General features: G+C 63.9%; 10 protein-coding genes. 1 reads left to right on the top strand and 9 read right to left on the bottom strand.

Going from position 1 to position 16,259, the window contains the following annotated elements; genetic code table 11:
* Nucleotides 1-172: 172 nt before the first annotated feature.
* The 3 genes from glgB to BHD08_RS19180 form a co-directional block, all read right to left on the bottom strand.
* The gene (gene glgB / locus BHD08_RS19190; RefSeq protein ID WP_015276976.1) at nt 173-2,386 is read right to left on the bottom strand and encodes a 1,4-alpha-glucan branching protein GlgB; all 2,214 of its coding nucleotides are present in this window, start codon (nt 2,384-2,386) and stop codon (nt 173-175) included.
* Complete coding sequence (gene treS / locus BHD08_RS19185; RefSeq protein ID WP_125024314.1) at nt 2,379-5,705, bottom strand: maltose alpha-D-glucosyltransferase; 3,327 nt, start codon at nt 5,703-5,705, stop codon at nt 2,379-2,381. The genes glgB and treS overlap by 8 nt, the downstream gene beginning before the upstream one ends.
* 135 nt (nt 5,706-5,840) lie before the next feature.
* Nucleotides 5,841-7,853 carry an alpha-1,4-glucan--maltose-1-phosphate maltosyltransferase gene (locus BHD08_RS19180; RefSeq protein ID WP_125024310.1) on the bottom strand — a complete coding sequence of 671 codons (2,013 nt, stop codon included), beginning with the start codon at nt 7,851-7,853 and terminating at the stop codon, nt 5,841-5,843.
* A 347-nt stretch (nt 7,854-8,200) separates the two neighbouring features.
* On the opposite strand from BHD08_RS19180, the gene BHD08_RS23090 reads away from it, so the two are divergent.
* Complete coding sequence (locus tag BHD08_RS23090; RefSeq protein ID WP_015276973.1) at nt 8,201-8,365, top strand: hypothetical protein; 165 nt, start codon at nt 8,201-8,203, stop codon at nt 8,363-8,365.
* Between the two features lie 10 nt (nt 8,366-8,375).
* Here the strand turns inward: BHD08_RS23090 and fdhE are convergent, their stop codons facing one another.
* The 6 genes from fdhE to BHD08_RS19145 form a co-directional block, all read right to left on the bottom strand.
* Entirely contained in the window at nt 8,376-9,323 is a 948-nt protein-coding gene (gene fdhE / locus BHD08_RS19175) for a formate dehydrogenase accessory protein FdhE (RefSeq protein ID WP_125024308.1), read from the bottom strand.
* Nucleotides 9,324-9,345: 22 nt separating this feature from the next.
* Complete coding sequence (locus BHD08_RS19170) at nt 9,346-10,050, bottom strand: formate dehydrogenase subunit gamma (protein ID WP_125024305.1); 705 nt, start codon at nt 10,048-10,050, stop codon at nt 9,346-9,348.
* Complete coding sequence (gene fdxH, locus BHD08_RS19165; RefSeq protein ID WP_125024303.1) at nt 10,047-10,985, bottom strand: formate dehydrogenase subunit beta; 939 nt, start codon at nt 10,983-10,985, stop codon at nt 10,047-10,049. Before fdxH ends, BHD08_RS19170 begins: the two co-directional genes overlap by 4 nt.
* Before the next feature lie 10 nt (nt 10,986-10,995).
* Entirely contained in the window at nt 10,996-14,061 is a 3,066-nt protein-coding gene (gene fdnG / locus BHD08_RS19160; protein ID WP_148098509.1) for a formate dehydrogenase-N subunit alpha, read from the bottom strand.
* A gap of 293 nt (nt 14,062-14,354) precedes the next feature.
* Nucleotides 14,355-15,278 carry a non-homologous end-joining DNA ligase gene (gene ligD, locus BHD08_RS19150; RefSeq protein ID WP_125024297.1) on the bottom strand — a complete coding sequence of 308 codons (924 nt, stop codon included), beginning with the start codon at nt 15,276-15,278 and terminating at the stop codon, nt 14,355-14,357.
* Nucleotides 15,279-15,289: 11 nt separating this feature from the next.
* Nucleotides 15,290-16,255, bottom strand: a complete 966-nt coding sequence (locus tag BHD08_RS19145) for a Ku protein (protein WP_125024294.1) — start codon at nt 16,253-16,255, stop codon at nt 15,290-15,292.
* Between the last annotated feature and the right edge of the window lie 4 nt (nt 16,256-16,259).

Below are 16,259 nucleotides of genomic sequence, written 5' to 3'. Positions count from 1 at the left end.
CGATCAAGGAAGCTCAAGCCCGCGAATCCAGCTGACGCTTTTGCCTCCATGGACGGATACGCAGCGCAACTTCTCAAGACCGTCTCAAGAGGCTCCCGCAACGGCGCCTCACTCCCTACAAAAGAAAACGCCGCCCGGGTTACCCCGAGCGGCGATTTTGTAGCCGCAACTGCTACGCCTGCGGGCGCAATACCAGCAAGCCCAAAGGCGGCAGCGTCAGCGTAAGGGAAACCTTCTCGCCGTGGCTCTCGATCGGCTCGGCAAGCATGCCGCCGCCGTTGCCGGTGTTGGACCCGCCGTAGCATTCGGCATCGCTGTTGAACACCTCCAGCCACCTGGCCTCGACCGGCACGCCAATCCGATAGGCCTCACGCACCACCGGTGTGAAGTTGGCGATCACCAGCAGCGGCTGCCCGGTCGAACTCTTGCGCAGCCAGGCAAACACGCTATTGGCGCGGTCATCGCCGATCAGCCACTGGAAGCCACGCGGATCGCTGTCCAGTTCGTGCAGGGCCGGCTCCTGGCTGTAGAGGCGATTCAGATCGCGCACCAGGTTTTGCACGCCACGGTGATCGGCCTCTTCAAGCAGGTGCCAGTCCAGCTCGCGGTCGTGGTTCCATTCACGCCACTGGCCGAACTCGCTGCCCATGAACAGCAATTTCTTGCCGGGGTGCGTCCACATGAATGACAGGTAGGCACGCAGGTTGGCGAACTTCTGCCAGCGATCACCCGGCATCTTGTCGATCAGCGAACCTTTGCCGTGGACCACTTCGTCGTGGGAAATCGGCAGGACGAAGTGCTCGGAATAGGCATAGACCATGCTGAAGGTCATCTTGTCGTGATGGTACTGCCGGTTGATCGGGTCTTCCTGAACATACTTCAGTGAGTCGTGCATCCAGCCCATGTTCCACTTGTACGAGAAGCCGAGGCCTCCTTCGCTGGTGGGCTTGCTCACGCCGGGGAACGCGGTTGACTCTTCGGCGATCACCAGCGCGCCCGGCGTTTCGGTGGCCACCACATCATTCAGATGGCGCAGGAAGTCGATCGCCTCGAGATTCTCGCGACCGCCGTGGCGGTTGGGAATCCACTCGCCATCCTTGCGTGAATAGTCGCGGTAGAGCATCGAAGCCACGGCATCCACACGCAAAGCGTCGACATGGAATTCGCGAAGCCAATGCAGCGCCGAGGCCAGCATGAAGCCGTGCACCTCGGTACGGCCGAGGTTGTAGATGTAGGTATCCCAGTCCTGATGGAAGCCCTCGAACGGGTGCGCGTATTCATACAGCGCGGTGCCGTCGAATTCGCCCAGGCCATGGGCATCGGTGGGAAAATGCGCCGGCACCCAGTCGAGGATCACGCCAATGCCGGCGTTATGGCAGGCGTCGACGAACTCGGCGAAATCATGGGCATTGCCATAGCGCGCGCTGGGCGCGAACTGCGAAAGCAGCTGGTAACCCCAGGAGCCGCCGAACGGATGCTCCATGATCGGCATCAGCTCGATATGGGTGAAGCCCAGGTCCACGACATAGGGGATCAGGCGCTCGGCGAGTTCGTGCCAGTCATACAGGCGGCCGTGGTCGCCGCCGTCGCGTCGCCAGGAGCCGGCGTGCAGCTCATAGATGCTCATCGGTGCGTTGACGGATTGGCGCGACGTGCGCTGCTGCATCCAGCCCTGGTCTTTCCACTGGTAATCCAGCGGCCGCGCGACAACCGAAGCGGTTCCCGGCGGGTGTTCGGTGGCCAGGGCGATGGGGTCGGCTTTCAGCGGCACGATGCCGTTTGGCCCGAGAATCTCGTATTTGTAGGTGTCGCCCGGCTGCAGGCGCGGAATGAACAGCTCCCACACGCCGGAGGGAAAGCGCAGCCGCATCGGATGACGGCGACCGTCCCAGCCGTTGAAGCTGCCGACCACCGACACGCGACGGGCATTCGGCGCCCATACGGCGAAGCGCACGCCTTGCACACCGTCGACCTCCAGCACCTGCGAACCGAACACTCGTCCGATCTGGCGGTGGTTGCCTTCGGAGAACAGGTGCATGTCCAGCTCACCGAGCTGCGGGCCGAAGCTGTAGGGGTCTTCGCTGATCTGCTCACCGCCGGCCCAGCGGGTTTTCAGCAGGTAGGGTTGCTGGTGAGGCAGCCGGGTGAAGAAAAAGCCTGGCACCTGCCCCTGCTCCATCACAGCCAGCAACTGCTGCTCGCGGTCGAGCACTTCGACACCCAAGGCGTTGGGCAGGTAGGCGCGGATCACCACGCCATCGCCATCCGGATGCGGCCCGAGGATGGAAAACGGGTTGCCATGTTCGGCTCGCACCAGGGCATCTACATCGGTATCGCTGGGCATCAGGGTTTCCCCTGGCATGGTCAGAACCGGGCGATCAGTCATTGGAACCTCCATCTAAAAGCTGTTGTGCCAGGGCCAGCAATCCCTGTAGCGGGACGGGCAACCAGGCCGGGCGGTTCTCCGCTTCGTAAACGATCTCGTATGCGCATTTTTCCAGGCTGAACAACAGCAGTGCAGCATTCGCGCCATCCTGCTCGCGCCAGTCATGCGGCAATTCGGCTGTCGCCTGCCGATAGGCCTCCATGAACACCTGCTGCGCGCTGCTCTGGTAACTGGCGGCGATGCGCTCGCGAGCCTGATCGGCTTCCGGTGTGCTGTCGCTGATCTGCGCGCCGCGAATGGTCATGGCCGCCGCGTATTCGAACGAGCGCAGCAGGCCTGAGACATCCTTGAACGGGCTGTGTTTCGCGCGGCGTTCATCCAGCGAGCGGGCCGGTTCGCCCTCGAAGTCGATGAAGTAGGCATCGCCCTGCACCACCAGTACCTGACCGAGGTGCAGGTCGCCGTGCACACGGGTGCGCACACCGCCAACCGTTCTAGCGGCCAGACGTTTCACTTGTGCGATCAGCTTGTCGCGGCGTTGGAGCAGTTGCCCCACGGCAGTGGCGTCCTTGCGCTCGAGATTCGAACGGTGCTCGTCGATCCGCTGCAGTGCCTGTTCCAGCTGCGCAGTGACGCTTTGCTGCCACTGCTCGGCATCTGTTTTGCTCGTGCTTTCGTAGGCGAACGCGGCATCGTCGGTCTGCGCCGCGAGCGCCATGTGCATCTCGCCCAGGCGCTGGCCGAGCAGCTGGTTGAACGACTGCAATTCGTCCAGCGCACTGAACTGGTTCTCGTGCATCGACACGCCGCCGGCGATTTCGTCACGCACGGCACGGTCGAGGTTGTTCAACGTCCACACCCACGCATCGCCCTGACTGTCGAGGAAATGCTGAATCACCATCAGGGCGACCGGCTCGCCCTGCTTGTTGATCCGGCTGACCTGGCCGAGCATGCCGGAGATATGGGCGAAACCGCGTGCGGTGAGAAAACCGCCCATTTCCAGTTCAGGATGGATCCCCGGTGCCACGCGACGGAGCAATTTGATCATCACCTTGTTGTCGATGATCGCCGAGCTGTTCGACTGCTCCGCCGAGATGAAGCGAACCTCCGGTTGGGCCGGCAGTTGCAGATCGGCCAGCTGCGGCATCGGCACAAAGCGGATCTCGCCGTCGTTGCATGCCAGCACCAGTTCATCACGCAAGCCCTGAATGACCGCCGCGCTGAACTGCTCAAGGGCGAAGGCATCGGTCATCAGGCCGACCTGCGGCCCGCGGCGTACCCGCGCCAAGGCCAGTTGCTGTGGTAACGCGACCTCGAAATCGGTCTCGGCCAGAAAGCCCAGCGGCAGCTGGTAAAGATCGCTGCGCCCGGCGGATTCCACACACAGCTCACTGAGCAGTACCGGCCGGTTCGGATCGCCGAACGGCACGCAGTAATTGATCCGGATTGACTCGATGGCCACGTCCTTGGCCGCGAACCAGCGCCGCTTCGGCAGGTAGGCCGGTAGCGCTTCGGCTTCGAGCGTGCGGCGGTTGGCTGCGGTCAGCGTGTCGAGGCGCTTGAGCACCAGGGTCTGGAAGTCCGGCATGGTTTCCACCGGCTCCTGGTGCCAGCTCGGCATCTGGTTGGTCGGCGCCAGCTGGAACCAGTAGAAGCCATAGGGCGGCAAGGTCAGCAGGTACGGCAGCTGGCCGATGGGCGGAAAGGCACTCCCGCCGACCATTTCCACCGGGACCATGCCGGCGTACTGCGACATTTCCAGTTCCGCCGCCTGCGCCGAACGGGAGACGTTGGCCACACAGAAGATGATCTCGGTCTCGCCGTTGGCTCCTGTGAACTCGCGCAGATAGGCGAGGATGCGCCGGTTGCTCGGTGCCAGCATCTTCAGCGTGCCACGTCCGAACGCCTTGAACTGCTTGCGGATGGTCAGCATCCGTCGCGTCCAGTTGAGCAGCGAATGCGGGTCGCGCTGCTGCGCTTCGACGTTGATCGTGTAGTAGCCGTAGAGCGGGTCCATGACCGGCGGCAGCACCAGGTTCGGCGGGTCGGCGCGGGAGAAGCCGCCGTTGCGGTCCACCGACCACTGCATGGGCGTACGCACGCCGTCGCGGTCGCCGAGGAAGATGTTGTCGCCCATGCCGATCTCGTCGCCGTAATAGATCACTGGCGTGCCCGGCATCGATAGCAGCAAGCTGTTGAGCAGTTCGATGCGCCGGCGGTCACGCTCCAGCAGCGGCGCGAGACGGCGGCGGATGCCCAGATTGATCCGCGCGCGCTTGTCCGAGGCGTAGTAATTCCACAGATAGTCGCGCTCGCGGTCGGTCACCATCTCCAGCGTCAGCTCATCGTGGTTACGCAGGAAGATCGCCCACTGGCAGTTTTCCGGGATGTCCGGGGTCTGGCGCAGGATGTCGGTGATCGGGAAGCGGTCTTCTTGGGCGATCGCCATGTACATGCGCGGCATCAGCGGGAAGTGGAAAGCCATGTGGCATTCGTCGCCCGGGCCGCCGTCTTCCCCGCCGAAGTAGAGCTGGGTGTCCTCCGGCCATTGATTGGCCTCGGCCAGCAACATGCGATCCGGGTAGTTGGCGTCGATCTCCGCGCGAATGGCTTTCAGCACCGCATGGGTTTCCGGCAGGTTCTCGTTGTTGGTGCCGTCGCGCTCGACCAGATAGGGAATGGCGTCCAGCCGCAGGCCGTCGATGCCCATATCCAGCCAGTAGCGCATCACGGCCAGCACGGCCTTCATCACCTGAGGGTTGTCGAAGTTCAGGTCCGGCTGGTGCGAATAGAAGCGGTGCCAGAAGTACTGCTTGGCCACCGGATCCCAGGTCCAGTTGGACTTCTCGGTGTCGAGGAAGATGATCCGCGTACCGTCATACTTTTCGTCGGTGTCGGACCACACGTAGAAGTTGCGCGCCGCCGATCCCTTGCGGGCCTTGCGGGCGCGCTGGAACCAGGGATGCTGATCGGAGGTGTGGTTGATGACCAGCTCGGTAATCACCCGCAACCCGCGCTTGTGCGCCTCGGCAATGAAGCGTCGGGCATCGGCCATGGTCCCGTACTCGGGATGCACGCCGCGATAGTCGGCGATATCGTAACCATCGTCGCGCCGTGGCGAGGGATAGAACGGCAACAGCCAGATGGTGTTGACCCCAAGGTCGGCGATGTAGTCCAGCTTATCGATCAGTCCGGCGAAATCGCCAACTCCGTCGTTGTTCGAGTCATAGAAGGACTTGAGGTGCACCTGATACACCACCGCATCCTTGTACCAGAGCGGGTCCTTGATGAATGCCGCTGGTTTGCGCGGTTTTGCCATGTTCTTCATTCCTGTCGCGGTGTGAAGGCCCGGCCAGATCGGCGACCGGGCAACGGCAGAACTGCAGCTGGAAATCACATTATTAAAATCGCATAACTAGCTGATTTTCAATGATTATGAGCTGCGTTCGAGAATCTACTTTAGGTCTGGATCGGGTTGCTGCGCGGTCAGGCGCCAGATGCCGAACGGCAGATGCGCTGGGTCGATGCGCATCCACTGGGTCTTGCCGTACCAGGTCCAGCGGTGGCCATTCATCAGGTCCTCGCCCTGGGTATGCGCGTCGTCGGGCAGACCGAGCTCCCACAGCGGCAGCTCGAAATGCGCTTCCTGGGCGTTGTGCGGATCGAGGCTGATGGCTACCAGAATGAAGTTCGACAGGTCGGGCGTGCGCTTGCCGAAATAGAGGATGTTGTCGTTCCAGGCGACGTAGGCCTTGAACCCCAGGTGAGTCTGCAGCGCGGGGTTCTGTCGGCGAATGCGATTGAGCTGGGCGATCTCGGCGATGATGTTGCCCGGCGCGTGGTAATCGCGGACGCGGATCTGGTACTTCTCGGAATCGAGGTACTCCTCCTTGCCCGGAATGGCGGCCGATTCGCACAGCTCGAACCCCGAGTACATGCCCCACAGCCCCGAGCCCATCGTCGCCAGCGCGGCACGGATGAGGAAGCCGGCGCGGCCGGAGTCCTGCAGGAAGAACGGGTTGATGTCCGGCGTATTGACGAAGAAGTTCGGCCGATAGCAGTCGCGCAACGGCGGTTCGTTCAGCTCGGTGAGGTACTCGCTCAGCTCCGCCTTGGTGTTGCGCCAGGTGAAGTAGGTGTAGCTCTGGCTGTAACCGATCTTGCCCAGACGCGCCATCATCCCGGGGCGGGTAAAGGCTTCGGAAAGGAACATCACGTCGCGGTCGCGCTCGCGGATGTCGGCGATCAGCCATTCCCAGAACGGCAGCGGCTTGGTGTGCGGGTTGTCGACCCGGAACACCTTCACGCCCTGCTCCACCCAGTGCCAGACCACATCGCGCAGCGCCAGCCAGAGATCGGGCATGGCGTCCTCGGCATAGAAGTCGACGTTGACGATGTCCTGATACTTCTTCGGCGGGTTTTCGGCGTATTTGATCGTGCCGTCCGGGCGCCAGGAGAACCAGCCCGGGTGCTCTTTCAGCCAGGGATGGTCCTGCGAGCACTGGATGGCGAAATCCAGGGCGATCTCCAGACCATGCTCACGCGCCGCCGCAACCAACTCGCGGAAATCGTCCAGCGTGCCCAGCTCAGGATGGATGGCGTCGTGACCGCCTTCTTCACTGCCGATGGCGTAGGGGCTGCCCGGATCGTTCGGGCCGGCCTGCAGGCTGTTGTTCGGGCCTTTGCGATGCTGACGACCGATGGGATGAATCGGCGGGAAATACAGCACGTCGAAACCCATGTCGCGAATTGCCGGCAGGCGCTTGTGCACGTCACGGAAGGTGCCATGACGACTGGGGTCATCGGTTTCCGAGCGCGGGAACAGCTCGTACCAGCTGGCGAACTGCGCCAGCGTGCGCTCGACATCCAGCGGATAGATGCGGCTGCGGCTGCAGTGCTCGCGTGGGTCGGCTGCGGCCATCGCGACAGCGGTTTCCGGCGCCAGTAGCAGCGAGACCCGCTCGTCGTCCGAGTGGGCCAGGGAAAGGCGGTGGAACAGGTCGTCGAGCACTGCACGGTTCTCGCCCTGCGCCCGAGCGGTGGCCTTCTCCAGCAGCAACCGCCCTTCTTCCAGTTCCAGATGCACCGGCACGCCAGCCGTGTGTTTTTTCGACAGTTCGTAGCGATAGCTTTCGAATACGTCCCACCAGGCCTCGATGACGAACTCGTGCTCGGCCACCTGGGTCGGGGTGAACTGGCCTTGCCAGGCATCGTTGCCCAGTAGCTTCAGCCGCGCGCGGCGCCAGTTGCTCTCGCCCTTTTCGCGCCAGCACACGGCGGCGGCCAGCTGGTCATGGCCATCGGCAAAGATCTTGCTCGTCACCACCACCGGCTGGCCGATGACCGCCTTGGCGGCGAAGCGGCCTTCATCGACCACCGGCAAGGTGGATTCGATGGCGATGCGTGGCATCTGCAGGGCTTCTTCGAGTCGAGGGTGGATCGTCGCGTTGGGCTGGGCATCACTCATCGAAAGGGCTCCTGAGGCGCATGGGTTCGGTTGCCCGAGCCGCCTCTGGATGCGTCATCGTGCGGTTCGGGAGGCGACCGGTACGGTTTTTGTCGGCTCTTTATTCCGAGCCAAGGGGCCTTGGAAAGTTCAGCCTCCGGCGCCCGTTGGCATGCCCTTCCGGCGGTCGGTCAGCAGGCTTGCCGAGCCGCTCGGTACGCTATTGGAAATGCGGCATGATCGCGGTCGAGCCAATCGTCGGCAGGCAGTGCACCGCCGACGGTTGACCGGAACCCGCGCCAGCGCCGCGCCTCAATTCAGGATGCTTGCCGCTACCGCGCAAGCAGCGCTTCATCAGGAGAACGACCATGACCCATGCACGCCCCGATGTGCCTCAACCGGATCCGATCGTGCACGATCAACCCGGTGATGTGCCGCAGGTCCCCTGCGCCGAAGAGCTGGACGAGCACAAGCCTGGCTCGCCCTATGGCAATCAAACGGTGGTCGATGCCGACAGCCCGCAGCCGGCCTGACCGCTGCGTCCTAGTCGCCGAACACCAGCAGCGGGTTGTAGCCGCTTCTGGTGTAGACGCCCTCGTCGGCCAGCATCAGGTCCAGCGGCAGGCTGGCGAGATCGTCGGCGACCGGGTCGGCGCGGCCTTGCAGTTGCCGCAGCACGATCTTCAGGTAACTTTCGCAGGCGCCGCAGGCTTCCGCCTGTACCGGCAGGAACGGCTCGCCCTGCTCATCGTCCAGCCCCAGGTAGAGCAGTTGCCCACCCGTCTCGCAGTTGCTGCACTTGACCCGCTCCAGGTGCCATTCGGTCGCGCACAGCGCGCAGTGCAGGAAGCGCACGCCACTGCGATGGGGTTCGTTGTGCACCACACTCGCCACTGGCGGCGAGCCGCAGCAGGGGCACAAGGCGCGCGCCTCGGCCAGCGGTTGCGCTGGCGGGCGTGGCAATCCAGCCGCGAGCCGTGCCCAGGCCACCTGCAACGCGGCGGCCACCAGCGGCATCAGGCCACGCGTGGCTTCGCTGCCGGGACGTTGCTCCAGCACATCGTCGGCGATCGCCTGCAGTGCCTCGGCATCCGCTTCACGCAGCGCTTGCAGCAACGGCCTCTGCCGCTCACCGACGTGTAATTCCAGGGCAGCGACGATCGCTAACAGGTCGCCCTGCCAGTCCAGATCGCGGCGCAACGCACGAAAGCCCAGGGGCGGCATGCGATGCGCGAATGCCTGGTCGAACGCATCCGGCGCGGGGTGCCAGGCCGGCTCGCGGCCGCTGAGTACCTGGTGCTGCGCTTGTGCCACACGGCCCATGAAGTCGAGAAACTCGTCCAGCGCCGGCACCATCACCATCAGCTCGCGCAGCCGCAGCGCGCGGCGGCTGAACAGCTGGTCGTCCGGCAGCACGACCTCGGGCGGTTCCATGATCGTGGTGGGTGCATAGCCGAATTCATGGGCTGCCGCTCCGCGTTTTCCTTTCATGCTCGATTCCCTTGCTGTTCAGTCATGTTCGATTTCTGCTGGCCGCGGCATCGCCGGGCTCTCGGTGGGGCAAGGCCGACTCGTCGCCGCGTTTCTCGCCGGCCATGACCTCGTCGTACCAGAGCTTGTGGTGATGCCGCGCCCAGGCCGGGCTGACCCGGCCTTGGGTCATCGCGCGGATCGAGCCTTTGACCCAGATGGCCGAGTAGACGTGGATGATCAGCGTGAGGATGGCCACGAAGGCCGTCAGCGCATGGATCAACGCCGCCCAGCGCAGCGCCCAGATCGGCATTTCGCTGGCTATCCAGGGCCGCCAGAGCACCACGCCGGTTACCAGCAGCACTGGCACCGTGGCCAGGAACACCCAGTACACCAGCTTCTGCCCAGCGTTGTTCTGGCCAACCGGCGGCAGGCGCTCGTCACGGTTGGACAGTACGTCGCCGATCTGCCGCGCCCACTGCACGTCGTAGCGGCGGAACAGGTTGGCGCGAAAGAAGCGCACCGCCTGGATCAGGAAGAACAGCGTCATGAACACGCCGATGTACGGGTGCACGATGCGCGTCGGCTCCGGCCCGCCGAACAGCGCGGTAAGGCCGAAGAACGCCGGATAGAACAACGCCAGCCCGCTCAGGGTGAGCAGCACAAAGCAGATCGCGACGATCCAGTGATTGGCCCGCGCCCAGGGGCCATAGCGCAGGATGCCCTTGCGTACGTTGGAATGACTCATGGCCGCCGCTCCTCGTCGCGCAGGTCCAGCTCACGCTCGGCGTTCGCCTTCACTGGATCGGGATCGTCCTCTGGTTCCTCCTTCGGTCCCCTGGTCATGTAGTGGAAGAACCCGGCCAGCACCGACACGCCCAGTACCGCGGACATGATCGGCTTGGTCACGCCTTTCCACAGCTCCACCGTCGGGCTGATATGCGGGTCCTTCGGCAGGCCGCTGTAGATCTCCGGCTTGTCGGCATGCTGCAGCACGTAGACCACGTGGGTGCCGCCGACGCCGGCCGGATCGTAGATGCCGGCATTCTCGTAGCCGCGCTCGTTGAGCTTGCCGACCCGATGCGCACCGTAGTCGAGCATCTGCTCCTTGGTGCCGAACTGGATAGCACCAGTCGGACAGCTCTTCACGCACGCCGGCTCCAGGCCGTGATAGACGCGGTCGGAGCAGAGCGTGCACTTGTAGGCCTTGTTGTCCTTCTTCGAGATACGCGGAATGTTGAACGGGCAACCGGCCACGCAGTAGCCGCAGCCAATGCAGTGCTCGGAGTTGAAGTCGACGATGCCGTTGGCGTACTGCACGATGGCGCCGGGCGACGGGCAAGCCTTCAGGCAGCCCGGCTCGGCGCAGTGCATGCAGTTGTCCTTGCGGATCAGCCACTCAAGGTCGCCCTCCTCGTTCTCGTACTCGGAAAAGCGCATGACCTCGAACGATGACGGCGTCAGGTCCTGCGGGGCGTTGTAGGTGCCGTCGCATTCCCCGACTTCGTCGCGCAGGTCGTTCCACTCCATGCACGCCACCTGGCAGGCCTTGCAGCCGATGCACACCGATACGTCGATCAGCTTGGTCACCTTCTCCACGCCGCCGGAGCGGATCTGCGGCGAAGGCTCGGTAGTCGCCGAACGCGCGATGATGTTCTGCAGGTTGATCTGGTCACCTCGCATCAGGCGTCTCCTATAGCTTCTCGACGTTCACCAGGAACGACTTGAATTCCGGGGTCTGGGTGTTGCCGTCGCCCACGAACGGCGTCAGCGTGTTGGTCAGGTGCGCCTTCCTGGCCACACCGGTGAAGCCCCAGTGAATCGGGATACCGACCTGATGCACAGTGCGCCCGTCCACCTGCAGCGGTCGCAGGCGCTTGGTCACCACCGCCACCGCATCGATATGCCCGCGCTTGGAGCGCACCCGCACCTTTTCGCCTGCCGCGATGCCCAGCTCCCCGGCCAGCACCTCACCGATCTCGACGAACTTTTCCGGCTGGACGATGGCGTTGAGCAACACGTGGGTCGTCCAGTAGTGGAAGTGTTCGGTGAGTCGGTAGGTGGTCGCCGCGTAGGGGAATTCCTCAAAGGTGCCGAAGGTGTCGCGATCCTCGGGGAAAATCCGCGCGACCGGGTTGTGGTAGGCCAGCGGATTGTTCGGGTGCAGCGGGTTGTTGGGGATCGGCGATTCCAGCGGCTCGTAGTGCTCGGGAAACGGCCCCTCGCCCAGCCATTCGCTGGCGAAGAAATGCCCGGTGCCGCTCTCGGTGAGGATGAACGGCTTGACGTCGTCCTCCGGTGGCGCGGCGATCGGATAATCCGGTACGTCGGCACCAACCCAGCGTTCGCCGTCCCACCACACCAGCGCGCGATTCGGGTCCCACGGCGTGCCATCGGGGCGTGCCGAGGCGCGGTTGTAGAGAATCCGCCGGTTCAGTGGCCAGGCCCAGGCCCAGCCGAGCGTTACGCCGATGTCGTAGGGGTCGGAATTGTCCCGTCGATCCATCATGTTGCCCTGCTCGGTCCAGGAGCCGGAGTAGATCCAGCAGCCGCAGGACGTCGAGCCATCGGCGCGCAGCTCGCCGAAGTCGTTGAGCAGTTCGCCCTTGCGCCGGATGATCCGGCCCTGGTCCTCGATTTCCGCCAGGGCGCGGCCGTTGTATTCCTGCGCCAGTTCCGCCGCGGCGGGATGGGCCGGGTCGCTGTAGTTCCAGGTAAGGTTGAGGATCGGCTCGGGGAAGGCGCCGCCCTCCTCTCGATAGAGCTTCTGCAGGCGATGGAACACGCCGGCGAGGATCGCCGTATCGGTTTTCGCCTCGCCGGGCGGCGGCGCGGCCTGGTGGTGCCACTGCAGCCAGCGCGAGCTGTTGGTAATCGAGCCATCGTCCTCGGCGAAGGTGGTGGTCGGCAGGCGGAACACCGCGGTCTGGATCTGGCTCGGGTCGACGTCGTTGAACTCGCCGTGGTTCTTCCAGAACTCGCCGGTCTCAGTGGCCAGCGGGTCCATGATCACCAGCCATTTGAGCTTTGACAGACCGTCAAGCACCTTGGCCTTGTTCGGGAATGCCGCGAGGATGTTGAAGCCCTGGCAGAAGGCGCCGGTCATCTTGCCCTTGGTCATGTCGTTGACCGCATAGAGCACGTCGTACAGCGGCTCCGACAGCTTGGGCAGCCAGTCGTAGCACCAGTTGTTCTCGGCGCTGGCGGCATCGCCGTAGAAGGCCTTCATCATGCTGACGAAGAAGCGCTCGTAGTGCTTCCAATACGACACCTGGTTGGGCAACAGCGGCTGGCGGATCTTCTGCTTGATGTAGGCGTCGTAGTTCTGCGCGCCGGCTGCAGGCAGCGTCATGTAGCCGGTCAGCAGGTTGGACAGCAGGCCGATGTCGGTCAGCCCCTGGATGTTGGAGTGCCCACGCAGCGCGTTGACTCCGCCGCCGGGCATGCCCATGTTGCCCAGCAGCAGCTGCACCATGGCGCCGGTGCGGATCATCTGCGCGCCGATGGAATGCTGCGTCCAGCCCAGGGCATAGAGGATGGTCATGGTCTTGTCGGGCGCCGCGCTCTGCGCCAGCAGCTCCCAGAGCTGCAAGACCTTGGCCTGCGGCATGCCGCAGACGCGCTCGACCATCTCCACCGTGTAGCGGCTGTAATGCTTGCGCATCATCTGGAACACGCAGCGTGGATGCTGCAGCGTTTCATCGCGACGGACGAAACCCTGCTCGTCCAGGTCGAAGTTCCAGGTGGCCTTGTCGTACTGGTGACGCTCCTCGTCGTAGCCGGTGAACAGCCCGTCGTTGAACTCGAAGCCTTCACGCACCAGGTGCGCCGCGTCGGTGTAATGCAGCACGTATTCGTGGGCGTAGCGGTCGTTCTCGATCAGGAAGCTGATCAGCCCACCGAGGAAGACGATATCGGTGCCGGTACGGATCCAGGCGTGATAGTCCGCCACCGCGGTGGTGCGGTTGTAGCGCGGGTCGATGGAGATCAGGATCGCATCGCTGCGCTCCTTGGCCTGCATGACCCAGCGGAAGCCCACCGGATGCGCTTCGGCCGAATTTCCGCCCATGGACAGGATGATGTTGGCATTGCGAATGTCGACCCAGCTGTTCGTCATGGCACCGCGACCAAATGAAGGGGCAAGACCTGCCACCGTCGGTCCGTGTCAGACGCGCGCCTGGTTGTCGAGTTTGAGGATGCCCAGCGCCCGGGTGATCTTCTGCGTGAGATAGGCCGTTTCGTTGGTGCACGCCGAAGCCGCCACCATCGACGTGGTCATCCAGCGGTTAACCAGCTGGCCCTCGTCATCATGGGTCTCGAAGTTGCGGTCACGATCATCCTTCATCAGGCGTGCGATGCGATCGAGGGCTTCGTCCCAGCTGATGCGCTTCCACTCATCGGTGCCCGGTTCGCGCACCTGCGGATAGCGCACCCGCGAATCGCTCTTGATGAAGTCGAGCACGCCGGCGCCGCGCGGGCAGAGCGAACCGCGACTGACCGGGTGATCCGGGTCACCCTCGACATGGAAGATGTGGTCATGGCTGTTGATCGCGCCGTCGCCACGCGCATAGAGCAACATGCCGCAGCCCACCGAACAGTAGGTGCAGATATTGCGGGTGACCTTGGCGCCGGTGAGCTTGAAATGCCGCACCGAGGCCAGCGCCTCCTCCGGGGCGAACCCCATCATCGCCATGCTGGAAGCACCCAATCCGGCCGCGCCGAACTTTAGGAACTGCCGCCGGGATACTCGTACCGTCATCGGTATCTCCTGTCATCAATGCTCGGCCAACTAGAAGGTCGACTTTGCCCGAGCGAGCGGGTTCCGATGGCATGACGGGCGGCTCTACCGCCGGGGATTTCGGCCTGGCATCAAGCTGTTTCACGACGGTGAAAGGCGGCGACGCTGACGGTGAAATGGCCGGTCCTCCCGCGGCCATTGGCGATCAGACCCCAGAGCGCAGGTCTAGCAACTGGATGCCAATCTCCTCGCCCTGATATGGGATCGAGCCTGGTTGCGATGGCGTGCCGCGGAAAGCCCGCCCATGAGCTCCCTCAGCCTTCTTTGCGCAACTTCTCGAGCAACGTGCTCGTCAGCCGCTGGCGGGTGCTGCCGTACTCGGCCCACGGATCGGCGCCGCGCTCGCTCAGGTACGCCCTGGCATTGCCCAGCCGCCACTGATCCGCTCCTTCCAGCTGACGCATCTCATCCAGGCTCACCGGCAGCGAAACGCCGAGCCCCGGCCGTGCGCGCACAGAGAACGCCGCCACCGTGCTGGCGCCACGCTGGTTGCGCAGGTAATCGACGAAGATGCGTCCGACCCGATTCTGTGCGCCCATCTTGCAGGCGATGCGCTCCGGGTGCTGACGGCCGAGCCTTTGAGTGACGCCCTGGGCGAAGCTGCGCACGCAATCCCAGTCGTGCCGTCGCTCGATAGGCACGACCACATGCATACCGCGGCCGCCGCTGGTCTTCAGAAATGCTCGCAGCCCGAGCTCGTCGAGCAGCGCCAACGTCAGTTCGGTGGCGTCGATCATTCGCGACCAGGGCAATGCGGGGTCGGGATCGAGATCGAAGATCACCCGGTCCGGCCGTTCGACACGATCGCTGCGGGCATTCCAGGTGTGGAACTCCACGCTGCCCATCTGTACCGCTTCGAGCACCGCCGTGATGTTGTCGGCCTGGATCAGCCGCGCATGCTCCGGGTCCAGATCCTTCGGCAGCGCGCGCATATGCGGCATCTTCAGCCGGCCGCAATGGCGCTGGAAGAAGCTCTCACCGCCGATGCCCTCCGGGGCGCGAACAATGGACAGCGGCCGCCCGGCAAGCTGTGGCACCAGCCAGTCGGCGACCGACAGGTAATATTCGGCGAGGGCGAACTTGGTGGTGCCGGTCGCCGCGTCGATCACCCGCTGCGGGTTGCTGATGCCGATGCCGCCAATCAGCGGCCGTTCGGTGCTTTTGCGCTTTGCTGGCATGGCGCCCTCGGTCAGCTGGCCTTCTTGCTGGATTTGCTATCGGTGGCCGGCGCCTTGCGCGCCCGCGTCGACGAGGATGCAGTCGATTTGGCTGCTTTGGCCTTGCTCGTGGTTTTCGGTTTGGCCGGCGCCTTTTTCGGCGCATCGTCCGCCTCGTCGTCTTCGCTGGCAGCGCGGGCCTTGCCAGGCTTGGCGGCAAGGCTCCGCTTGAGCAGCTCGGTAAGGTCGATGACATCGGCCGAACGCCGATCCACCGCCTCCTCCGGTCCGCCGACGGCTTCCAGCTTGCCTTCGCGGGCCTTTTTCTCCACCAGGTCCATGATCTGGTCCTGGAAGGTGTCCTTGTACTGCTCCGGCTTCCACTTCTCGGTCATGTCCTCGACCAGCCGCTTGGCCATGTCCAGCTCACGCTCGGCCAGATCCGGATCGAGCGCTTCATCCTTCAGTTCCAGGTACTCGACGCCGCGCACCTCGTCGGCCCAGCGCAGGGTGTTCATCACCAAGGCTTTGCCCAGCGGCATCACCACCGCCAGGTGCTGCTTGTTACGTAGCACGACGTTGGCGATGCCGACCTTGCCGGTCTGGATCAGCGTCTCGCGCAACAGCGCGTAGACCTTTTCCCCGCGGCGGTCCGGGGTCAGGTAGTACGGCGTGTCGATGTAGAGAAAGGAGATGTCCTTGGCATCGACAAAGGCAACGATGTCCACGGTCTGGGTCGCCTTGGGGTGCGCGCCTTTGATCTCGTCATCGCTGATCACCACGTAATGGCCCTTCTCGTACTCGACGCCCTTGACGATGTTCTCGCTGTCGATGTCCTCGCCGGTGGTCTTGTTGATGCGCTTGTAGCCGACCCGGTCCATGCTGCGTTTATCCAGCCAGTCGAAATCGATGCCCTGGCGGGTGGTGGCCGGCACCAGCGCCACCGGGATGTGTACCAGTCCGAAACTGACTGCGCCTTTCCAGATCGTGCGTGGCATGGTC

This window comes from Pseudomonas sp. SCT, from assembly GCF_003864275.1.
Taxonomy (GTDB): Bacteria; Pseudomonadota; Gammaproteobacteria; order Pseudomonadales; family Pseudomonadaceae; genus Stutzerimonas; species Stutzerimonas stutzeri_AE.
This window is presented reverse-complemented; position numbering and strand designations above follow the sequence as displayed.